Source organism: Lysobacter daejeonensis GH1-9, assembly GCF_000768355.1.
GTDB classification, from domain to species: Bacteria; Pseudomonadota; Gammaproteobacteria; order Xanthomonadales; family Xanthomonadaceae; genus Aerolutibacter; species Aerolutibacter daejeonensis.
Window position 1 is genome coordinate 125859 of record NZ_AVPU01000004.1, and the last position, 23087, is coordinate 148945.

14 protein-coding genes are annotated in these 23087 nt (G+C 67.2%); 11 read left to right on the forward strand and 3 right to left on the reverse strand.

All coding sequences use genetic code 11. The annotated features are described in order from the left end of the window. The first annotated feature begins 59 nt into the window (after positions 1–59). The 5 genes from infB to pnp all read left to right on the forward strand — a co-directional run bounded on the left by infB (position 60) and on the right by pnp (position 6801). Positions 60–2684: a translation initiation factor IF-2 gene (gene infB, locus N800_RS03715; protein WP_036135001.1), complete on the forward strand. Its 2625-nt coding sequence runs from the start codon at positions 60–62 to the stop codon at positions 2682–2684. Between the two features lie 3 nt (positions 2685–2687). Then, positions 2688–3092 (forward strand): 30S ribosome-binding factor RbfA, encoded by a 405-nt coding sequence (gene rbfA, locus N800_RS03720; RefSeq protein ID WP_036135003.1) that lies wholly within the window; start codon positions 2688–2690, stop codon positions 3090–3092. Positions 3093–3137: 45 nt separating this feature from the next. Next, a complete protein-coding gene (gene truB, locus N800_RS03725; RefSeq protein ID WP_036135004.1) occupies positions 3138–4061 on the forward strand; it encodes a tRNA pseudouridine(55) synthase TruB in 924 nt (307 codons plus the stop codon). Between the two features lie 214 nt (positions 4062–4275). After that, positions 4276–4536, forward strand: coding sequence for a 30S ribosomal protein S15 (gene rpsO / locus N800_RS03730; protein WP_036135007.1), 261 nt, complete (start codon positions 4276–4278; stop codon positions 4534–4536). 156 nt (positions 4537–4692) lie between these two features. Then, positions 4693–6801: a polyribonucleotide nucleotidyltransferase gene (pnp, locus tag N800_RS03735; RefSeq protein WP_036135009.1), complete on the forward strand. Its 2109-nt coding sequence runs from the start codon at positions 4693–4695 to the stop codon at positions 6799–6801. 111 nt (positions 6802–6912) lie between these two features. On the opposite strand, the gene dinB is transcribed toward pnp, so the two are convergent. Then, positions 6913–7995 carry a DNA polymerase IV gene (dinB, locus tag N800_RS03740; protein WP_156962863.1) on the reverse strand — a complete coding sequence of 361 codons (1083 nt, stop codon included), beginning with the start codon at positions 7993–7995 and terminating at the stop codon, positions 6913–6915. 218 nt (positions 7996–8213) lie between these two features. Here dinB and N800_RS03745 point away from each other — a divergent pair, with 218 nt between their 5' ends. After that, positions 8214–10928, forward strand: a complete 2715-nt coding sequence (locus tag N800_RS03745; protein ID WP_036135155.1) for a bifunctional acetate--CoA ligase family protein/GNAT family N-acetyltransferase — start codon at positions 8214–8216, stop codon at positions 10926–10928. A gap of 14 nt (positions 10929–10942) precedes the next feature. On the opposite strand, the gene N800_RS03750 is transcribed toward N800_RS03745, so the two are convergent. Further along, a complete protein-coding gene (locus tag N800_RS03750) occupies positions 10943–12346 on the reverse strand; it encodes a GntP family permease (protein ID WP_036135013.1) in 1404 nt (467 codons plus the stop codon). Between the two features lie 183 nt (positions 12347–12529). Between N800_RS03750 and N800_RS03755 the strand changes: the two genes are divergently transcribed. Both N800_RS03755 and N800_RS03760 read left to right on the forward strand, forming a co-directional pair. Continuing rightward, positions 12530–14764: a TonB-dependent receptor gene (locus tag N800_RS03755; protein WP_052107886.1), complete on the forward strand. Its 2235-nt coding sequence runs from the start codon at positions 12530–12532 to the stop codon at positions 14762–14764. A gap of 195 nt (positions 14765–14959) precedes the next feature. Beyond that, positions 14960–18319: a hybrid sensor histidine kinase/response regulator gene (locus N800_RS03760; protein ID WP_036135015.1), complete on the forward strand. Its 3360-nt coding sequence runs from the start codon at positions 14960–14962 to the stop codon at positions 18317–18319. Here the strand turns inward: N800_RS03760 and N800_RS03765 are convergent. Continuing rightward, positions 18316–18981: a response regulator transcription factor gene (locus N800_RS03765; protein ID WP_036135017.1), complete on the reverse strand. Its 666-nt coding sequence runs from the start codon at positions 18979–18981 to the stop codon at positions 18316–18318. The genes N800_RS03760 and N800_RS03765 overlap by 4 nt on opposite strands. Before the next feature lie 123 nt (positions 18982–19104). Here N800_RS03765 and N800_RS03770 point away from each other — a divergent pair, with 123 nt between their 5' ends. From N800_RS03770 to phaE, 3 genes are all read left to right on the forward strand, one after another. After that, a complete protein-coding gene (locus tag N800_RS03770) occupies positions 19105–20952 on the forward strand; it encodes a D-(-)-3-hydroxybutyrate oligomer hydrolase (protein WP_232227533.1) in 1848 nt (615 codons plus the stop codon). Positions 20953–21090: 138 nt separating this feature from the next. Then, the gene (locus tag N800_RS03775) at positions 21091–21708 is read left to right on the forward strand and encodes a CDP-alcohol phosphatidyltransferase family protein (RefSeq protein ID WP_036135019.1); all 618 of its coding nucleotides are present in this window, start codon (positions 21091–21093) and stop codon (positions 21706–21708) included. A gap of 74 nt (positions 21709–21782) precedes the next feature. Then, complete coding sequence (gene phaE / locus N800_RS03780; RefSeq protein ID WP_052107887.1) at positions 21783–23087, forward strand: class III poly(R)-hydroxyalkanoic acid synthase subunit PhaE; 1305 nt, start codon at positions 21783–21785, stop codon at positions 23085–23087.

The following is a 23087-nucleotide window of genomic DNA, read 5'->3' on the forward strand; positions in this document are numbered from 1 at the left end:
GCTAGAATCGCTCCATCACGCGCGGGATGCGTCCCACGCCACGAGGACACGGAAACCGAATGTCGCAGCAAACCACTATCCGCAAGCTGGCCGCACTGGTGAACACGCCGGTCGAGAAGCTGCTGGAACAGCTCGCCGAAGCCGGCATGCCGTTCAGCGGCCCCGACCAGGTCGTGACCAGCATCGAGAAGGTCAAGCTGCTTGGCTTCCTCAAGCGCTCCCACGGCAAGGTCGAGGCCGCCGAGGAAGCTGGCGAGGCGCCCAAGAAGATCACGCTCAACCGCAGCCGCAAGCAGGAAATCACGGTGGGCGGCAGCAAGGGTGGCAAGACCACGGTGGACGTGGTCGTGCGCAAGAAGATCACCCTTTCGCCGCGCGATGCCGCTGCCGAGAAGGCAGGCCCGGTCACCGACGAGCGTGCCGAGATCCTGCGCAAGCTTGAGGAGTCGCGCCAGCGCAACCTCGACGAGCAGCGCCGCCTGGCCGAGACCGACCGTCAGCGTGCCGAGGAGCAGGACCGCGTCCGCCGCGAAGCGGAAGAGGCTGCGCGCCTGAAGGCCGAAGCCGAGGCCCGTGCTGCACTCGAGGCCGCCGGTGTCGTGTCCGCGGACGAGGAGGCCCCGGCCCGCAAGCCGGCGCCTGCCCACGCCCACGCCCATCCCAAGCCTGCCGTGGCGCCGCGCGCCGACGCGACACGCGCACCCGCGCACAAGCCGCGTGGCTCGCATGTCATGGTGGCCGGCGTCGAGGACGATGATCGCGCCAGCCGCTTTGCCGGCCAGATGCACCTGAGTGCGTCCGACCGCGCCCGCCGTTCCACCGGTGCGCGTGGCCGGCCGGCCGGTGGCAACCGCCCGCGCCGGGGGTCCGAACAGGCCCGCACCGGCGGTGGCAAGCACGCCTTCGAGCGCCCCACCGCGCCGGTCGTGCGCGAAGTGGCCATCGGCGAGACGATCACCGTGGCCGACCTGGCGCAGAAGCTTGCGATGAAGGGCGGCGAGGTGGTCAAGGCGCTGTTCAAGATGGGCGTCATGGCGACCATCAACCAATCCATCGACCACGACACCGCGGTACTGGTCACCGAGGAGCTGGGCCACGTCGCGCTGAAGGCCGACGCCGGCAACGTCGAGGACGAGCTGCTGGCGCACGTGGAGGACACGCAGGGCGAGAAGGTCGCGCGTCCGCCGGTGGTCACCATCATGGGCCACGTCGACCACGGCAAGACCTCGCTGCTGGATTACATCCGCCGTACCAAGGTCGTGTCGGGCGAGGCCGGTGGCATCACCCAGCACATCGGTGCGTACCACGTCGAAACCGACCGTGGCGTCATCAGCTTCCTGGACACCCCGGGCCACGCCGCGTTCTCCGCGATGCGTGCCCGCGGCGCCAAGCTGACCGACATCGTGGTGCTGGTCGTGGCGGCCGACGACGGCGTCAAGCCGCAGACCAAGGAAGCGGTGCAGCACGCCAAGGCGGCCAAGGTGCCGCTGATCGTGGCCGTCAACAAGATCGACAAGTCCGACGCCGATCCGCTGCGAGTGAAGAACGAGCTGCTGGCCGAGGAAGTGGTGGCCGAAGAGTTTGGTGGTGATACCCAGTTCGTGGAGATCTCGGCCAAGACCGGCCAGGGCATCGACGCGCTGCTGGACGCGATCTCCATCCAGGCCGAACTGCTGGAACTGAGCGCGGTGCGCGACGGTCGCGCCAATGGCGTGGTCATCGAGTCCTCGCTGGACAAGGGTCGTGGCCCGGTCGCCACCGTGCTGGTCCAGTCCGGCACCCTGAAGAAGGGCGACTACCTGGTCTGCGGCGTGCAGTACGGCCGCGTGCGCGCGCTGTTCGACGAGCGTGGCGAGCAGGTGCCGGAGGCGACCCCGTCGATCCCGGTGCAGGTGCTCGGCCTGTCGGGCGTGCCGGATTCGGGCGACGACTTCGTGGTCGTCGACGACGAGCGCCTGGCCAAGGACGTTGCGCAGCAGCGTGACGCCAAGCGCCGCGAATCGCGCCTGGTCGCCCAGGCCGGCAACCGCATGGAAGACATCCTGGCCCAGATGGGCTCGGGCGAAGGCCAGCAGACCCTCAACCTGGTGGTCAAGGCCGACGTGCATGGTTCGGTGCAGGCCCTGCGCGAGGCCCTCACCGGCCTGTCGACCGACGCGATCCGCATCAACGTCATCGGTTCGGGCGTGGGCGGCATCACCGAGTCCGACGCCACCCTGGCCTCGACCTCGAAGGCGACGATCATCGGCTTCAACGTCCGTGCCGATGCCTCGGCGCGCAAGGTCATCGAGACCAATGGCGTCGACCTGCGTTACTTCTCGATCATCTATGACGTGATCGACCAGGTGAAGCAGGTGGCGTCCGGCTTGCTGGGCGTGGAGATCCGCGAAGAGATCATCGGCATCGCCGAGGTCCGCGACGTGTTCCGCAGCTCCAAGTTCGGCGCGGTTGCCGGCTGCATGGTGGTCGAGGGCGTGGTCAAGCGCTCCAAGCCGATCCGCGTGCTGCGCGACAACACCGTGGTCTTCGAGGGCGAGCTGGAATCGCTGCGCCGCTTCAAGGAGAACGTGGACGAAGTGCGTAACGGCACCGAGTGCGGTATCGGCGTGAAGGCGTACAACGACGTCAAGCCCGGCGACCAGATCGAGTGCTTCGAGCGTATCGAAGTGGCGCGTACCCTCTAAGCCATGGCACAGAAGTCGTTCTACCGCAGTGATCGCGTATCCGCCCAGCTCCGTCGTGAGCTGGGCAAGATCGTGCACCAGACCGTGCGCGAGCACGGCCTGCCGTCGCTCAGCGTGTCCGACGTGGAGGTCACCCGTGACCTGGCGCACGCGAAGGTGTTCGTGACCGCGTTGCTGCAGGAGAGTTCTGCCGCCGCGGTCAAGGAGTTGAAGGCGTTGACGCCGGAAATGCGCTACCAGCTGGGCCGCGCGATGAAGCTGCGGCACGTGCCGGAGCTGCATTTCCACTATGACGATTCGGTGGACAAGGGCGAACGCATCGACCTGCTGCTGCGTGATCTGCCCGATCTGCGGGACGAGGCGGAAGGCGACGACGGCGACGAACCGGATACCGACGGCTCGAAGTGATCCAGGAAGGCGGCTCCGGCCGCCTTTTTCACGATTGGACTGGGAATGAGCAGGAAAGCGCGCACCGTATTCCGTCCGCTGCACGGCATCGTGTTGCTGGACAAGCCGCAGGGGTTGAGCTCCAACCAGGCGCTGCAACGCGTGCGGCACCTGTTCCGTGCGGAGAAGGGTGGCCACACCGGCGCTTTGGACCCTCTGGCGACCGGACTCCTGCCACTGTGCCTGGGCGAAGCGACCAAGATCGCAGGGCTCCTGCTGGGTGCCTACAAGGCCTACGAGACGGTGGCAGTGCTGGGCATCACCACCGACACCGACGACGCCGATGGCGTGGTGCTGCAGGAGCGGTCTGTCCCCGCGCTGGATGACGCCGCCATTGAGGCCGCGCTGCAGCCGCTGGTGGGCGAGATCCAGCAGCGTGCCCCCATCTACTCGGCGCTCAAGCAGGGCGGCGAGCCGTTGTATGCCAAGGCACGCCGGGGCGAGGCCATTGACGCCCCCGTGCGCGAGGTGGAGGTCCGCCGGATCCGCCTGCTCAGCCGTGACGGCAACCGGGTGCACCTGCGCGTGGAATGTGGATCGGGCACCTATATCCGCAGCCTGGTGCGTGACCTGGGCGAGGCGCTTGGCTGCGGGGCGCACGTCGCCGTGCTGCGGCGCCTATGGGTGGAGCCCTTCACCGCACCGCGGATGTGGACGCTGGAAGCCCTTGAGGCGCTCGCCGCCGAGGGCGAGGACCGGCTCATGGAGGCATTGCTGCCGCTCGAGGCCGGACTGGCCGGGTTCCCGCACGTCACGCTGGATGCGGCCGATGCGCTGCGCCTGGGGCGAGGCCAAACGGTCACGTTGCCGAACCCCTCCGTGGATGGTCTGGTCGCCGTGCTGGATGAGACTGAGCGCGCGCTGGGGCTGGGGCAGGTGCACGAGGGCGTGCTGCGGGCGCAACGCCTGTTCATCTGGGCGGTCGCGTAGTCACGCCCGCCCGGGTCAATCGCGGGCCCGGCAGGGTTTCGAGTCAGTAAAACCTTGTTCCGGAAACCCTCGCGGGCTACAATTCGCGGGCTTTCAACAGCAAGCAGGCACCCATCGGGTGCTTTTTTCCTTTGGCAAAGGCGGGCCAAGCGGTGCGTCGGCGCATAACGCGTTCCGATTCGCTTCTGCAGGCCTCGCGTCACGAGATATCGCAATGTCCATTGATACCAGCAAGATCATCGAAGACAACAAGCGCGGCGCCAACGACACCGGTTCGCCGGAAGTCCAGGTCGCCCTGCTCACCGCCCGCATCGAGCAGCTCACCGAGCACTTCAAGCAGCACAAGCAGGACCACCACAGCCGTCGCGGCCTGCTGATGATGGTCAACAACCGTCGCAGCCTGCTGGACTACCTGAAGCGCAAGGACGTGGAGCGCTACAAGGCGCTGATCGAGAAGCTCGGTCTGCGTCGCTAACCGAGACACCCACCGCGGCGCAGTGATGCGCCGCGGTTCGTTTTTGGGGACTGCCGGAAAACCTGGCGTCCCACGTAACACCAAGTGGCCGCCCGGCCACTGAACGCGAGGGGCAGGGGCCCCGTGCGTAACGCATCGAAATCGAAGGAACCCAACGTGGCAAAAATTACCAAGACCTTCCAGTACGGCAAGCACCAGGTCACCCTGGAAACCGGTGAAATCGCACGCCAGGCCGGCGGTGCCGTCATCGTCAAGATGGATGACACCGTTGTGCTGGTGGCCGCCGTCGCCGCCAAGACCGCACGCGAAGGCCAGGACTTCTTCCCGCTGACCGTGGACTACCAGGAGAAGTTCTACGCCGGTGGCCGCATCCCGGGTGGTTTCTTCAAGCGCGAAGGCCGCGCGACCGAGAAGGAAACGCTGACCTCGCGCCTGATCGACCGCCCGATCCGTCCGCTGTTCCCGGAAGAGTTCAAGAACGAAGTCCAGATCATCGCCACGGTGATGTCGCTGAACCCGGAAGTGGACGGTGACATCCCGGCCCTGCTGGGTGCCTCGGCCGCGGTCGCCCTGACCGGCGCCCCGTTCCAGGGCCCGATCGGCGCCGCCAAGGTTGGCTACAAGAACGGCGAGTACATCCTCAACCCGTCGACCAGCGAACTGCTGGAGTCGGACCTGGAGCTGGTCGTCGCCGGCACCCAGAGCGCCGTGCTGATGGTCGAGTCCGAGGCCAAGGAGCTGTCGGAAGACGTGATGCTGGGTGCGGTGATGTTCGGTCACCAGCAGATGCAGATCGCGATCAACGCCATCAACGAACTGGTTGCCGAAGCCGGCACCCAGAAGTGGGACTGGGTTGCCCCGGCCAAGAACGACGCGCTGATCGGCGCGCTGAAGGCTGCCATCGGCAACCGCCTGGCTGACGCCTTCCAGATCCGCAACAAGCTCGAGCGTCGCGACGCGATCTCGGCGCTGAAGAAGGAAGTGCTGGCGTCGCTGGCCGGCCAGATCGAAGCCAACGGCTGGAACGCCGCCGAAGCCGCCAAGGAATTCGGCGAGCTCGAGTACCAGACCATGCGTGGCGCCGTGCTGAGCACCAAGATCCGCATCGACGGCCGCGCGCTCGACACCATCCGCCCGATCAGCTCGAAGGTGTCGGTGCTGCCGCGCACCCACGGCTCCTCGCTGTTCACCCGCGGCGAGACGCAGGCGATCGTGGTCGCCACCCTCGGCACCGCGCGTGACGGCCAGATCATCGATGCCGTTTCGGGCGAGTACAAGGAACACTTCCTGTTCCACTACAACTTCCCCCCGTACTCGGTCGGTGAAGCCGGCCGCATGATGGGCCCGAAGCGCCGCGAGATCGGCCACGGCCGCCTCGCCAAGCGCGGCGTGCTGGCTGTCATGCCGACCATGGAAGCGTTCCCGTACACCATCCGCGTCGTGTCGGAAATCACCGAGTCGAACGGTTCGTCGTCGATGGCGTCGGTCTGCGGTTCGTCGCTGGCGCTGATGGACGCGGGCGTGCCGATCAAGGCGCCGGTGGCCGGTATCGCCATGGGCCTGGTGAAGGAAGACGACAACTTCGTCGTGCTGTCCGACATCCTGGGTGACGAGGATCACCTCGGCGACATGGACTTCAAGGTGGCCGGTACCGCTGAAGGCATCTCGGCGCTGCAGATGGACATCAAGATCCAGGGCATCACCGAGGAGATCATGAAGGTCGCGCTGGCGCAGGCCAAGGCCGGCCGCCTGCACATCCTCGGCGAGATGGCCAATGCGCTCACCACGCCGCGCAGCGAGCTGAGCGAGTACGCCCCGCGCCTGCTGACCATCAAGATCCACCCGGACAAGATCCGCGAAGTGATCGGCAAGGGCGGTGCCACCATCCAGGGCATCACCAAGGAAACCGGCACCCAGATCGACATCCAGGATGACGGCACCATCGTCATCGCTTCGGTCAACGCCGCCGCTGCCCAGGCCGCGAAGGCGCGCATCGAGCAGATCACCTCGGACGTGGAGCCGGGCCGCATCTACGAAGGCAAGGTCGCCAAGATCATGGACTTCGGTGCGTTCGTCACCATCCTGCCGGGCAAGGACGGTCTGGTGCACGTGTCGCAGATCTCCAACGAGCGCGTCGAGAAGGTCTCGGACAAGCTCAAGGAAGGTGACGTGGTCAAGGTCAAGGTGCTGGAAGTCGACAAGCAGGGCCGCATCCGCCTGTCGATGAAGGCCGTGGCCGAAGGCGAGGGCCTGGCGGGCGAGTAATCGCTGGCGGGTTCCGAGCGGTACGCGTGGAAGAGCGGGCGAAAGCCCGCTCTTCTGCTTTTGGGGTGTGGGTCAGGGTCTGCGTTCCCAGCGAGCCGTGCCCGCGCCTTCTCAGGGCGGCGTGAACAGATCGCTCTGGACCTCGAACTGGTCGGCATCGACGAAGCCGGACAGACCAACGCCCACCAGTCGATAGCGCGTCTTCGCAGGAAGATCGATGCGGTTGCGCAGCTCGCAGGCGATGCGCGCCAGATCCTTGGCATCGAGCGGCGGTGCGGGTTGCGTCAGGCTGCGGGTGAGCGTCCGGAAGTCGCCGGTCTTGAGCTTCAGCACCACCGTGCGCGCTAGGCGACCGATCTCGCGCTGGTACCCGGCCCAGGTCTTCTCCGCCAGCCGCTGGATGTGGGGTTCCAGTTCGTCCAGCAGCAGGTCGCGTTCGAAGGTGTCCTCGCTGGAGATCTGCACCGTGGGGCGTTCGGTGACCACGGCGTGTTCATCGATGCCCAGCGAGAGCTCATGCAGTCGGCGTCCCCAGCGGCTGAAGCGCTGCTCCAGGGCGTCGCCTCCCATGGCCCGCAGGTCGCCCACGGTGGCGATCCCCAGTTCGGCCAGCTTGAGTTCCATCACCTTGCCCACGCCGGGCAGGCGACCCACCGGCAGCGGCGTGAGAAAGGCTTCGGCGCGGTGGGGGCGGATCACGAACAGGCCGTCGGGTTTGTTCCAGTCCGAAGCGATCTTGGCCAGGAACTTGTTGGGCGCGACACCCGCCGACGCCGTGAGCTGGGTTTCGTCGCGGATGGCGGTGCGGATGGCCTGCGCGGTTTCGGTGGCCGACGGCAGGCCGGTCTTGGTGACGGTGACATCCAGGTATGCCTCGTCCAGCGACAGCGGTTCGATCAGATCGGTGTGGCGGGCAAAGATCTCGCGGATCTGCCGCGACACTGCCTTGTAGCGGCCGAAATCGGGGGGCACGAACACGGCGTGCGGACACAGGCGCTCGGCCCGAACCGCCGGCATGGCCGAGCGGACGCCGAACTTGCGTGCCTCGTAGCTGGCCGCGCACACCACCGAGCGCGCACCGCGCCAGGCCACGACCACCGGACGGCCGCGCAGGCCGGGGTCGTCGCGCTGCTCGACGGAGGCGTAGAACGCATCCATGTCGACATGGAGGATCTTGCGGGGTGTTTGCTGCAAGCGAGTCAATGAGTGGTTTGTTAGTCAAAATACTAACGGCATGGCATCGGCCCGGCCAGTGGCCGTCATTCGGGTGACAGCGCGCGAGGACACAATGCTGTGCAATCCCTGCCCGCGCACGGCAGGATGCAATGACGTCGTCGCCTGGGCCGCGAGCCGGTTTGAGGACGATCAAGCCGGGCAATCACCAGATCAGCGAGGATTGGCGTCATCCGCAGATGAGCACTTATTCCCTCGAGTCCGTTTTCAATCCCCGCTCCGTCGCGGTTGTCGGCGGCAGCCCGCGGGAGCGCTCGCTCGGGGCCGCCGTGCTCCGCAATCTGCAGGCGGCCGGATTTGCCGGCCCCTTGGGGCTGGTCAACCCCAGCCACGCACGGATCGAAGGCGTGGCCGCGGTGCCGCGCCTGCAGGACCTGGGGTGGACGCCGGAGCTGGTTGTGCTGGCCGCACCACCCACCAAGGTGGTCGCGCTCGCGCGGACGGCGGCCGAGCTTGGAACAACCGCAGCCATCGTGCTGGGCACCGACTTGGGGCATGGGCCCGGATCGCCGGCAGCCAGGCTGGCGGCGGTGGCGCGGGTCCATGGCCTGCGTCTGGTGGGGCCCAACGGCTTGGGTGTCATCGCACCGCACGCGCGACTCAATGCCAGTTTCTCCGCGCACCACCCGCAGCCAGGCGACATTGCAGTGATTTCCCAGTCGGCCGCCATAGCGGCAGCGCTGGTCGAGTGGGGCGTGGGCCGATCGATCGGATTTTCTGCCGTGGCATCGCTGGGCGATGAGCTGGACGTCGATTTTGCCGACCTGCTCGACTTCTTCGCCCGTGACCACCGCACCCGGGCGATCGTGCTGTATGTCGAGTCGATCCGCGACGCGCGCAAGTTCATGTCGGCGGCGCGGGCTGCGGCCCGCCTGAAGCCGGTGGTGGTGGTGAAATCCGACCGCCACGCGCGGCCCATCCACGTACCAAAGACGCACTCGGCGATGCTGGCTTCGCCCGATGCCGTGTACGCAGCGGCTTTCCAGCGCGCCGGGATGCTGCGGGTCTTGGCACTGGACGAACTCTTCGCTGCTGCCGAAACGCTCGGACGCGTGGATACCTTTCCCGGGCCGCGGCTGGCGATTTTCGCCAACGGGCGGGGGACAGGCATGCTCGCCGCCGACCGCCTGCGCGACATGGGCGGTACGCTGGCCAGCTTGGGTGAGGGAACGGTGGCCCAACTCGACGCGGTGGCCTCGGCGGTGTGGCCCGGCACCAATCCCGTGGACATCAATGGCGGGGTAGGCAACCCGGAATATGCGGCGGCGTTCTCGGCATTGGCGCTGGACCCGGGCAACGACGCGATCCTTGCGTTGAACGTGCCCACGGCGCTGGTGCCTACCGACGTGCGAGCCCAAGCCTTGGCCGACGCACGCAAGGCACTTCCGGCCACGGTGGCGCGCAAGCCTGTGTTGGCCGTATGGCTCGGCGCAAACGATGCCGCGGTCGAACACCTGACGACCGCGCGAATCCCAACGTATGCGACCGAGGCTGATGCGGTGCGTGGTTTCATGTATCTGGTCCGGCACCGCGAGGCCAAGACCTCGTTGATGGAGACGCCCCCCAGCTTGCCCGACGATCTCGTCGTGGATACGGCCGCGGCGCGCGATACGGTCGCGCGTGCGCTGGCCGACGGACGTGCGTGGTTGGACCCGGGCGAAGTAGCGCGCGTGCTGGCGGCCTATGGCATCCCGATCACGCCCGTGGTGACCGCAGGTGATGCCGAGGAGGCGGGGCGACTGGCGGAGCCGATGCTGGCCGATGGCGGCGCGGTGGCGGTGAAGATCCTGTCGCCGGACATCACCCACAAGTCCGACATCGACGGTGTTCGCCTCAATCTGTCGACCGCTGCCGCGGTACGCGAGGCCGCCACCGCGATTCTGTCGCGTGCCCGCGAGGCTCGTCCCGGCGCGCGCATCAACGGAGTCACGCTGCACCCCATGGTCGTGCGCACCAAAGCCCGCGAGCTGATTGCCGGTGTGGTGGACGATGCGACCTTCGGGCCGGTAGTTGTGTTTGGTCGCGGCGGTACGGCAGTGGAAATGATCAACGACAAGGCCCTGGAACTGCCGCCACTGGATCTCCGCCTTGCACACGACATGATCGCCCGCACCCGCGTCTCGCGCATCCTCAAGGCTTACCGCGACGTGCCGGCCGCTGACGAGCGCGCAGTCGCACTGGTGCTGGTCAAGCTGGCGCAGCTCGCTGCCGACGTCCCCGACATACGCGAGATCGACATCAACCCGCTGCTGGCCGACAAGGATGGTGTCATCGCGGTGGACGCGCGCATTGGCGTGTCAGCACTGGCCCGCCTGCACAAGGGACCGGGCCATCCGCGGTTCGCGATCCGGCCCTATCCCAAGGAATGGGAGCGACATGTCGAACTCGGCCACGGGCGCCAGGTGTTCGTGCGCCCGGTGCGGCCCGAGGACGAGGCGCTGTTCCGCGAGTTCTTCACCCATGTGTCGGATGAAGACCTGCGCATGCGCTTCTTCCAGGCGGTGCGTCATTTCAGCCATGAATTCATCGCCCAGCTGACCCAGCTGGACTACGCGCGCTCGATTGCGCTGGTGGCCATCGACCCGGAAACCGGGGACATGCTGGGGGCGGTGCGCTTGCTCGCGGACGCCAACTACGACCACGGCGAGTACGCGATCCTGGTGCGCTCCGACCTGAAGGGCCACGGACTGGGATGGCGACTGATGCAGATCATGATCGAATACGCGCGCTGGCTTGGGCTGCGTTCGGTCGTCGGCGAGGTGCTGCAGGAGAACCGCACCATGCTGGAGATGTGCAAGGCGCTGGGGTTCAAGGTCGCGCCCAGTCCCGACGACCCATCGGTGATGGCGGTGTCGCTGCCGATCCATGCCCAAGCCGCATCGGCTCCGGCCTGAAGTCGGGTGGCGGGTCAGACGATCCCGGCCAGGTAGAACGCGGCGATGACCACGAAGACCGCCGCGGTCTTGATCAGCGTGATCGCGAAAACATCCTTGTAGGCCTGGCGGTGGGTCAGGCCAGTCACGGCCAGCAGTGTGATCACGGCGCCGTTGTGCGGCAGCGTGTCCATGCCGCCGGAAGCCATCGCCGCCACGCGGTGCAGAACCTCCATCGGGATGCCGGCAGCGTTGGCGTTGGCAATGAACGTCTCTGCCATGGCCGCCAGGGCGATGCTCATGCCGCCTGATGCCGAGCCGGTGATGCCTGCAAGCGCGGTCACGGTGACGGCTTCGTTGACCAGTGGGTTGGGGATGGCGCTCAGCGCATTGGCTACGACCAGGAAGCCCGGCAAGGCCGCGATGACGGCCCCAAAACCATACTCCGAAGCGGTATTCATGGCCGCCAGCATCGCGCCGCCGATGGCCGACTTGGTGCCTTCGGCAAAGCTGGCCATCACCGGTTTCCATGCGAACGCGATCACGCAGGCGATGCCGACGAGCAACGCGCCTTCCACCGCCCAGATGGCGGCGACCTTGGAGACTTCCTGCACGACGGGCGGCGTGCTGCCGATCACCGCCGGGTCGAAGGAGTGGCTGTCACCGTAAAACCCCGGGATCCAGCTGGTGAACAGCTTGTTGCTCACGCCCACCAGCACCAGCGGCAGCAACGCGATCAACGGGTTTGCCAGCTTGCCGCCAGCAAACGAGGCCGGCTCGTTCACCAGTGCAGCACCGTCGGCGTAGCCCTCGCCGGTCTTCAGGGCGGCGCGACGGCGCCATTCAAGGTAGCTCAGGCCCACGATGAGGATGAAGACGCCGCCCAGGATGCCCAGCCACGGCGCGGCCCAGGCGTTGGTGCCAAAGAACGAGGCGGGAATGATGTTCTGGATCTGGGGCGTGCCGGGCAGCGCGTCCATGGTGAAGGTGAATGCGCCCAGCGCGATGGTGCCCGGGATCAGCCGCTTGGGGATGTTGCTTTGGCGGAACAGCTCGGCTGCGAAGGGGTAAACCGCGAACACCACCACGAACAGCGACACGCCGCCATAGGTGAGCAGCGCGCAGACGATGACGATGGACAGCATGGCCCGACTGGCGCCCACCAGCTGGATGGTGGCGGCGACGATCGACTTGGAGAAGCCCGACACCTCGATCAGCTTGCCGAAGATGGCGCCCAGCAGGAACACCGGGAAGTAGAGCTTGAGGAAACCCACCATCTTGTCCATGAACAGCCCGGTGAACATGGGCGCCACCAGCGATGGGTCGGTCAGCAGCACAGCGCCCAGCGCCGCCACCGGCGCGAACAGGATGACGCTGTAGCCGCGGTACGCCACGAACATCAGGAAGCACAACGCGGCCAGCACGATCAGAAACGCCATCCCCAGCTCCAGAGCCTTGCAGGTGGATGGCAAGTCTCCGGATCGGGCCGCCGCCCCGGCATTGTCCGAAGGTACAGATGCCGACGTGACGGGGCTCTCCTAGTCTGGCGGCCATGGTGGGGTCGTCCCATCAGGCGATGGCTGACAGGCCGCGCCACTACGAAATCGGGGGAGGAGTGCGTAATGGGTCGTAGCAAGAACAGCCGCAAGTACCTGAGCCTCGCCATCGCCAGCGCGTTGCTGGCGCCGGCGGCGTGGGCGCAGGAGTCGGCGCCGACGGGCCAGGAGTCCGCGCAGGCCACCACGCTGGACAAGATCACGGTGACTTCGCGCAAGCGCGAGGAGACGCTGCAGGAGGTGCCGATCGCGGTCACTGCGTTCACCGCGGACGCACTGGACCGGATGGCTGTCGAGGACCTCAGTGACCTCGATGCCCTCGTGCCCAATCTCACCGTCTATGCGGCCCGTGGGTCCAGCAGCACGGTGACGGCATACATCCGCGGCATTGGCCAATCGGACCCGTTGTGGGGTGTGGATCCGGGCGTGGGCATCTACCTGGATGACGTTTACATCGCGCGTCCGCAGGGCGCGTTGCTCGATGTGTTCGATGTCCAGCGGGTGGAAGTGCTGCGCGGCCCGCAGGGCACCCTGTACGGCAAGAACACCATTGGCGGCGCGATCAAGTACATCTCGCGTGGCCTGCCGACCGACTTCGAGGGCAACGCCTCGGTCACCATCGGCAACTACAACCAGCTCGACGTCAAGGCGGCGGTCGGCGGCCCGATTGGCGGCGCTGACAGCGGCCTGCGCGGTCGCATCGCCGTGGCGAGCCTGAATCGTGACGGCTTCGGCCAGAACGTGGTGACCGACCAGGAGGTCAGTGACAAGGAGATCCTTGCGCTGCGTGGTCAGTTGGGCGCGTATGCGGGTGACGACTTCGACGTCCAGTTCGCGTTCGATTGGGTGGACGACCAGTCCGGGGTGCGCGGTGCGCAGATGCTGGGGGCCAATCGCTTTGTTCCCAGTGCGCCGCCAATGGATTCGCGTTACGACGTGCGCAATGGCATGCCGAACGTCAACGACACCGAGCTTCGTGGCGCGTCGGTGACCGTCAACTGGCGCGCAAGCGACGATTGGGCGTTCAAGTACGTGCTGGCCAAGCGCGAGTCGGACACGGAAACCAACATTGACTTTGACACCACCCAGGCAAAGATTGCCGACGTCAAGGCCTTCTATAGCGACGAGCAGGTCAGTCACGAATTGCAGGCCAACTTCGACGGTGGCGGTCGTGCCCGCGGCGTGATGGGCCTGTATGCCTTCGACGGCGACGCCGGCGGCCGGGTGCTCAACAACTTCTTCAATCTCCTGTTCGGCGATACCCAAGGCGTCGTACGCACCGAGAGCGTCGCGCTGTATGCCGACTGGACGTTTGACCTGACCGAGAAGTTCAAGCTCGACGTTGGCGCCCGCTATACCGACGAGGACAAGCGCGCGACGGTTCTGAACCGCGGCTACAGCGATGACACGTTCACGCGTCCAATTTCCACGGTTGCGAACTTCGACAAGTCGATCAACTTCAAGAACACATCGCCGAAGGTCTCGCTCAACTACCAGGCGACCGACGACATCATGCTGTACGCGTTGGCGACGCGCGGGTTCAAGTCGGGTGGCTACAACATCCGCGCCCAGGCAACCGCCGTTCCGCGCTCGGCCGAACCGTTCGATGACGAGGTCGTGGACAGCTTCGAGATCGGCAGCAAGATGGCGTTCCTCGACCAGACACTGTTCCTCAACCTGGCGGCGTTCCAGAACAAGTACGAGGACATCCAGCTCTCGGTGTTTACTGCCTATGACAGCAACGGTGACGGCACGGACGACGCGTTCTTCGGCGATTTCACCAATGCCGGCAAGGGTACGGTCAACGGTGTGGAGGTCGAGTACCAGTGGCTGCCTGTCCGCAACTGGGTGTTCAGCGGCAATCTCGCATGGCTGGATGGAAAATATGACGAGTTTCGCTATGCCGGCCTGAACATCGCCGATGAGCAGGAGTTCACCAACGCGCCCGAGTTCTCCGGTGCAGTCAACCTTGAGTACCGCACTGACCTGTCGGGCGGTGGCAGCCTGTCGGCCCGTGTGGGCTACAGCTACCAGTCGGAAGTAGTGGCCACCACCGAGATCCAGCGCGCGGAAGTACCACCCAACGGTCGCCCGCCGATCACGCAGGACGGCTACGGACTGCTGAACGCGGGGGTGACGTGGCGCCTGAACAACGCGTGGTCCTTCTCGCTCAACGGCAGCAACCTGACGGACGAGGAATATCTGACCACCGGCTACAACCTTAACCGTGCACTGGGCGTCTACACCGGCTTCTACGGCGCACCGCGCCAGTACAGCCTCACGGCGCGTTACGAGTTCTGACCGACCCCGAAAGCGGTCAGGGTGCACGACGGGTTCCGGCAACGGGACCCGTCGTTGCTTTTTCGCTATGCTCGAGATGAGGGTGGCACGGGGTTCTGGTTATCCTCGATGTGAGTGCTGCACGGGTCGCCGGCCTTTCTGCAGCGAGTGTGAAGCTGACCGGTTCACGGGCCGGGTAGGGGAGTCCAGGCGCGAATGCTGAGTTTCACCGCGGTCGCGCTTGCCAGCCTTGTGTGGCTGGCATTGATGTTCGGCACCGCCCTCTGGGCAGAGCGGCATCCGGGCGTGCTCGGTCGCCATTGGCGTCACATCTACGCGCTGTCGCTGGCGGTGCATTGCACGTCGTGGACGTTCTACGGCACGGTCACCCAGGCCGCGCGCTATGGCTGGCCGCTGCCGCCCACGTTCCTGGGCGCGATCATGCTGTACGCATTGGCCGTGGCATTCATGATGCGGCTGGTGCGGTTGGCGCGCGACACCAACGCGACCTCGCTCGCGGACCTGATCGCCACTCGTCTCGGAAAGGATGCGTGGCTGGCCGCCACGGTCACCCTGGTGGCCGCGCTGGGCCTCATTCCGTATATCGCGCTGCAGCTCAAGGCTGTAGCGATGAGCTTCTCGATGCTGACCACGCGTTCGGCGGCCGACGCGGCCGGCCCGGCTTGGCAGGACATCGCCCTGTATGTCGCATTGGCGATGGCGTTGTTCGCGATGCTGTTCGGCACCCGCCGTGCCTCCGCGACCGAGCACAACCGCGGCCTGGTGCTGGCAATGGCCTTCGAGTCGGTGTTCAAGCTGGCAGCGATGCTGGCGCTGGGGTGCTTCGTCTGGTTCGGCCTTGACCTTCCCGAGCTGCCAACGCCGGCCACGCCACCTCCCACGGCGCCCTCGGGCGGCTTCATACCCCTGGTGCTGTTGGGTGCGATGGCGATGTTCATCCTGCCCCACCAGTTCCACATCGCGGTGGTGGAATGCCGCGACGAGCACGACGTGCGGACGGCGCGCTGGTTGTTTCCGCTGTACCTGGTATTGATCGCGCTGCCGGTGCTCCCCTTGGCCAGGGCCGGGCAGGCGTTGCTGGCAGGGCAGGTGCCTTCCGACCTGTACGTGCTGGCGCTGCCTTTGTCGCAGGGGCATGAAGCACTGGCGCTGTTCGGGTTCCTGGGTGGGCTCAGCGCCGCCACCGGCATGGTGGTGGTCAGCACCCTGACGTTGAGCCTGATGATCGGCAATCACTGGTTTGCCCCCGGCCTGCTGCGCGGGGTGTGGTCCCGCCACGACGGCGGAGACCTGCGCGGCCACGTGCTGTTGTTGCGTCGCGGCGGCATCGTCGCGACGATGCTGCTGGCGTGGGCGTACAGCCGCCTCATCGCAGGCAGCGATGCGCTGGCCGATGTGGGCGCCGTGTCGTTTTCCGCGCTGGCCACGCTGGTGCCCGCGCTGGGCTTTGCGGTGTGGCGACCAAAGACTCCGGCGCGCGCCGCCCAGGCCGGCATCATGGTTGGCTTCGCGGCATGGGTGTGGGTGCTGCTGGTGCCGATGACCCTGGAATTGCGCGGCACGCCGCCGGCCTGGCTGACCACTGGCCCCTTCGGTCAGGTGTGGCTGGCGCCGGATGCGCTGTTTGGACTGACGGGCTGGAGTCGCTTGGGCCGCGCGGTGGGCGCCAGCCTGTTCCTGGGCACGCTCGGCACGCTGCTTGCCGCGCTGTGGCGCAGTGATGCCCCACGCAAGGCGCGATTGGGGCTGGACGCGCGCGCGCTGCGCGATGCCGGTCTGCGCTTCCTGTCGCGCGATCGCGTGGACGAGTTGCTGGTGGACGCCGCAGGGCAAGGCGCGGTACCCACCGAGGTGGAGGCGCGCATGGAGCGCGAACTGGCCGCCGTGCTCGGCACCGCTTCGGCACGCGTGCTGCTGGATGCCGCGCGTCGGGAGGCGGGCCAGGACCTCGATACCGTGGCCGCCATCGTCGGCGTCGCATCGGCCGACCTGCGCTTCAACCAGCGCGTGCTGGAGGCGGCGCTGCAGAACATGTCGCAGGGCATCAGCGTGGTGGATGCGCAGTTGCGGCTCGTGGCATGGAATCGCCGCTACGTGGAATTGTTCGGTTATCCCGAGGAACTGCTGCAGATTGGACGGCCCATTGCGGACCTGTCGCGCTGGGCGTTGGCGCAGGTGGCGCATGGTCCGGATACCGAGCAGGCGCTGGAGCGCCGCTTGGCCTTCATGCGCGCGGGCACCCCGCACCTGTCCGAGCGCGTGCTTCCCGACGGCACCATCATCGAGATCCGCGGCAACCCCATGCCTGGCGGCGGCTTTGTCGCCACGTTCACCGACGTCACCGAGTTCAGGCACGCCGAGGCGGGCCTGATCCAGGCCAACGAAACGCTGGAGCAGCGCGTGGCCGAACGAACGGTGGACCTGGAGGCCGCCAAGCGCGAGGCCGAAAGGGCCAACGATGCCAAGAGCCGCTTCCTTGCCGCCATCGGCCATGACCTGATGCAGCCGCTGCACGCGGCTCAGCTGTTCACCGACGCGTTGTCGCAGCAGCTTCGCGATCCGGTACAGAGCGCGACGGTACGACAGATTGGAGGCGCGCTCGACTCCACCAGCGACCTGCTTAACGGCCTGTTGGACATGTCGCGCCTGGAGGCCGGCGGCCTGGAGGCGCAGCCGCGCGAACTGCCCATCGCCGAAGTGCTCGATCCGCTCGCCTCGGAATTCGGTGCCATCGCCGCGGCGCACGGCCTGCGATTCCGTTACGTGCCCAGTTCCGCATGGGTGCGGACCGACCCGCAACTGTTGCGCCGCGTGCTGCAGAACTTCCTTGCCAACGCGGTGCGTTACACGCCCACTGGCTCGGTACTGCTCGGGGTGCGCGCGGGGCATGGGTCGTTGCGCATCGAGGTGCTCGATACCGGTCCAGGCATCCCGGTTGAGCAACAGAAGCGCATCTTCGAAGAGTTCCGGCGCGGGGACGACGCGCCGGGGCAGGGACTGGGGTTGGGGCTGGCCATCGCCGACCGCATCGCCGAGTTGCTGCAGGCGCCCATCGGCTTGCGCAGCCGGCCCGGGAGGGGCACGGCATTCACCTTGCAGGTGCAGCGCGTGGGCAGACGCCCGCGTATCGTCGCACCGCTTCCTGCACAGCGCCTGGGCGTGTCCGGGACGCGCGTGCTGGTGCTGGACAATGACTCAGTGGCCTTGGATGCGCTGGCGCAGTTGCTGCGCACCTGGGGGTGCGAGGTGGTCACCGCGGGCGATGGCGAGCAGGCGGCCGCGGCACTGGCCGAGGGCCCCGCGGCCTTGTGGCTCTTCGACTACCACCTCGACGATGGCGATACCGGACCGGCCGTTGTTGAGCGGCTGGCGGCGCGCTTCGGCGCACGCCCCACGGTGATCTTGAGCGCGGACGCCGGCGAAGCCGTGCGTCGCGAGGTGCAGGCGGCTGGGTTCACGCTGCTGCGCAAGCCCCTCAAACCGCTGGCGCTGAAGTCGGTGCTGGACCGATTGCTCGCCTCGCGCGAGTTGCAGCCGCTGGAGCCCGTGTCCTAGCCGGCGATCTGCCGCGCCGGGTCGCTGAGTTCAAGTTCGCGCAGGATCACGCCAGCCTGCGTGCGGTTGCGCACGCCCAGCCTCTCGAAGATCGCTGACAGGTGTGCTTTCACGGTGCGCTCCTGCACGTCCAGGCGATCAGCGATCTGCTTGTTCAACAAGCCCTGCGCCACGTAGGTCAGCACGCGGAACTGCTGCGGGGAAAGGCTGGCCAGACGCGAGGCGAGATCGGTATCGCTGCTGGAACTTTGCGTACGCGACACGGCGGCCCGCAGCGATGCGGGCAGCCATTGTTCGCATGCCAGTACCGCACGCACCGCATCGCGCAGTTCTTCCAGGCCGGAACTCTTCGGCAGATATCCTGCCGCGCCGTGGTCCAGCGCACGCCGCACTACGCGCGGGTCGTCGTTGGCCGATACCACCACCACCGCCACCTCGGGGTGCTGGGCGCGCACGGCCGCCAGCCCCGCCAGTCCATGGTTGCCGGGCATGTGCAGGTCCAGCAGCACCAGGTCGATGCCGGCATCGGCGTCCAGCGCTGCCAGTACGCCGTCCAAGCTGTCGGTTTCCGCCACCACGGTGTCCGGCACGGCCTCGGTGGCCGCCTGGCGCAGGGCGGCGCGGAACAACGGGTGGTCGTCGGCGATCAGGAGTGAGGGCATGTCGGGCTCGGCTTCGTGCCTAGCCTAGCAAGCCAAGGCCGCGCTGTGCGCCGCGGGGAGGTGGTACCAAAGTACGATGAGGAGCGGGGTATGGCTTGCTACGCTCGCGGCATGAAGATCTCCATGACCCTCCGCCGCCCGCTCATGCGCGCATTGCGCCTCGCTTTCGCCAGTGCCGCCTTTGCAGCGGCAGGCTGCAGCAGCGTCGGTGTGACGCGCACCACGGGAGACGACGACGTGTTTGGTCCCATGCGCATCACCGAGCATCGCGGCAATGACGACCTGCTGACGGCGGGCTTGGGGCTGGAGGGCCTGCGGGCCATGACCCCACCGGCGTTCATCGAGGCCACTGCACCCACGTCCGTCGAACTGCGGCGTCGGGCGCTGTGGGCCAACTGGCGCGGCATTGCCGATCTCACGCCCGGCGGCGGGTACGGCAGCCTTTACGGGAGCACGCATGCGGTCCCAGGCCGTGAATTCAGCGCCCTGGCCACCGTGCCGGGTGCGCAACAGCCGCACCGCGTGCTGGTGCAGGTGCCCGACGCCTTCGACCTCAAGCGCCGTTGCGTGGTGGTGGCCGCGGCCTCCGGTTCGCGCGGGGTGTATGGCGCCATCGCCGTCGCCAGCGCATGGGGCCTGCCCAAGGGCTGCGCCGTGGCGCACACCGACAAGGGCGCGGGCACCGACTATTTCGATCTCGATAGCGGACAGGGCGTGCGCCTGGATGGCACCGTCGGCCCAGCCGCCGATGGCCTGGCATTCGCACCACAAGCCCCCGCTGGCGCCACCGGCATAGCGTTCAAGCATGCGCATTCGGGCGACAACCCCGAGGCTGACTGGGGCCACCACGTCAAGCAGGCCGCGCAGTTCGCGCTGAATTCGTTGGATACGGCGTTCCCGCAGGCCGCACCGTTCACCTTCGACAACACCCGCGTTATCGCCGTGGGCATCTCCAATGGCGGTGGCGCCGTGTTGCGCGCCGCGGAGATGGAGGGCGATTGGCTGGATGGCGTGGTGGCTGGCGAACCCAACGTGCTGGTGGAAGGGCACGGCAGTCGGGCTCTGTACGACTACACCACCGAGGCCGCGCTGCTGATGCCATGCGCGTTGTTGCACCCGGCGCTGGCTCCTTTGCCGCAGCCGCCCCTGCAGGCGCAGGTAGCGCCGCTGTGGGCGGCGCAGTGTGCTGCGCTGGGCAAGGCCGGCCTGCTGGACGGTACCGATACCGCGGCGCTGGCCGCATCCGCGTACCAGCGCCTGCACGACGTGGGCTGGACCGACGACGCGTTGCGTGCCGGAGCCCTGTCGGCGGGCTTTGACCTGTGGCGTTCGGTGGCGGTGACCTATGCCTCCGCGTACACGCGCGCACCGCTCGGCGAGATGCCGTGCGGCTACGGATTCTCCGCCCTCGATGCCGCAGGCAAGCCGCGTGCGGCAACCGCCGCCGAGCGGGCCGCCTGGTGGAGCGATGCCAGCGGCATTCCGCCGGGCGCGGGTGTATTCGCCGTCCCTCCGGCGGGGTCCAGTCCGATGGCAGACCTGCAATGCCTGCGGGCGCTGTGGACCAACTCCAACGAAGCATTGGCCGCCAAGTTGCATGCGGGCGTGGCCCAGACCCGCGCCGGTTTCCCGCGCGCAGGCCTGCCCGTGGTGGTCGTGCACGGCACCAGCGACGGCCTGATCCCGGTGGCGTTCAGCAGCGCGCCGTATGTGGCGGGTGCGAAGGCGGCCGGTCGCGACGTCCGTTTCTGGCAGGTACGCAACGCCCAGCATTTTGACGGTTTCCTGGGCCTGCCGGACTATGGCGCGCGGTATGTGCCGCTGCTGCCGTACGTGTACCAGGCGCTGGACCGTTTGCAGGCGCATCTGGACGGCAACGGCCCGTTGCCCGCAGACGCGGTCATTCCGACCGTGCCGCGGGGTGCGGGCAATCCGCTGGAAGCCCGCCATCTGGCCATGCCGGCCCAATGACGTGCGCCGGCACTGCATAACCAACCGTTGCCGACCGCCGTCGCCTTTGCGCACACCCGTGCTTGCCCTGTTCACCTCGACTTTGGCAGGCTGACAGGCTGAAGGTCACCGACTGACCTGCCGACGACAGGAGTCGCCATGTCGCGCCGCCATTTCTCGATGCTCCGCGAGTTCCACCTTGCGGACTGGTTCACCCTCGCCAACGCCTTCTGCGGCACCGGCGCCATCTTCGCCGCCATGCGCTTCCTGCAGGAGGGCGTGGTGCGCGACCTGATGATCGGCATGGCGCTGATCCCGCTGGCGTTCGTGTTCGACGCGCTGGACGGCCGCATCGCACGCTGGCGCAAGTCCGCCTCCACGCTGGGCCGGGAGCTGGATTCGCTGGCCGACGTGATCTCCTTCGGCGTGGCGCCCGCCGCGCTGGCCTACGCTTGCGGCCTGCAGGGCGGCTGGGACTGGGCGGTGCTGAGCTACTTCGTCGGCTGCGGCGTCAGCCGTCTTGCACGCTACAACGTCACTGCCGAGCAGCTCTCGGGCGACGAGGGCAAGGTCAAGTACTTCGAAGGCACGCCCATCCCCACCAGCCTGGTGCTGGTGATCGTGCTGGCGGTGGCGGCCGCGCAGGGTGCGATTGGCCAGAACCTGTGGCTGGGGATGGTCCAGCTGGGCCCATGGCAGTTCCATCCGCTGGTGCTGATGTTCGCCCTGTCCGGCTCGCTGATGATCAGCAAGACCCTGCGTATCCCCAAGCCTTGAGTCGCGTGCGCCGAAAGGCTTGGCGCACTGCAACATTCCCGTTGCTATGATCATGGCAAACGCGGGAGGGCACGATGGCCAAGCAGGGTTTCGGGACGATGGGCGGTTTCGGCACGGATGAGTTCGACGCCATCGCCAAGCAATACTGGAGCGCGTGGGGCGAGATGATGCGCGGGGCGGCGGCCAAGCCCGCCAACAGCGTGCCCGGCTGGGATGATGCCGTGCGCTGGTGGTCGCAACTGGCGCAGGGCGGGCCGACGCAGGCCAATGATGCCGTGGGGCGCTTCAATGCCCAGGCGCAAGGCTGGTTTGGGCAGATGCAGCAGTTGGCCGCGCAATTCGCCGGCCAGAATGCCGACGCCAGCGAGATCGCACGCGTCTGGAAGCAACTCTTGGGCGGCGCCAGTGCCAACCCCTTCGCCGATGTGTTCAAGCACATGCGCGGCCCCGGCCAGCACGATTTCGAAGCCTGGATCGAGCAGGTGCGCCCCTATCTGGACATGCTGCAGCGCGACCGTGGCCGCTGGATGGACGTGCCTACCTTTGGTTTCGCGCGTGAGCACCAGGAGCGCTGGCAGGCTGCCGCCAAGGCACAGGACGAGTACCAGGCGGCCAGCCAGGCCTTCAATGCACTGCTGGCCGAATCGGCGCAGACCGCCTTCGAGCGCTTTGAGCAGTTGCTGGCGGAGCGCAGCGAACCCGGCCGCCAGTTGACGTCCGCGCGCGCACTGTTCGATCTGTGGATCGACGCAGCGGAAGATGCGTATGCCGAGTTGGCGCTGTCGCAGCGCTTTCGCGATGCCTACGGCCACCTGGCCAACGCGCAGATGCGCGTGCGCCAGCACGTGCAGGACGAGATCGAACGCGCCAGCGCACTGCTGGGCGTGCCGGGCCGTACCGAAGTGGACGCCGCACACCGCAAGATCGTGCAATTGGAGCGCGAAGTGCGCCGCCTGCGGGACCTTGTGCACGCGATGTCGGCCACGCCCACCGCACGGCCTACGCCGGTGCAGGGCGGTGCGTTCTCGGATGCCATTGGCACGTTGCGGCGCAAGGCAGCCCAGACGCACTCCAGTGCCCGCAGCGCTGCTACGCCCACTCCGAAACCCGCCACGAAGTCATCTGCCGGTGGTGCAAAGCGTAGTCCCGTGCCATCGAAGGCGGCCAAGGGCAGGACAGCCTCGCCTGCTGCCGGGAAGGCAGCCAAGGCCGCGCACCCCGTAGCCGCTGCGGCAAGCGCCACCGCGTCGAAGGCCACGAAAGCACCCAGCCGCAGCAAACCCGTCGCCACGCGCAGCGCCAAGCCGGGCAAGGTCACGCGAACCGCGAAGGCCGCCAGCAAGACGGCCGTGAGCAAGTCCGGCAAGGGAGCCCGCTGA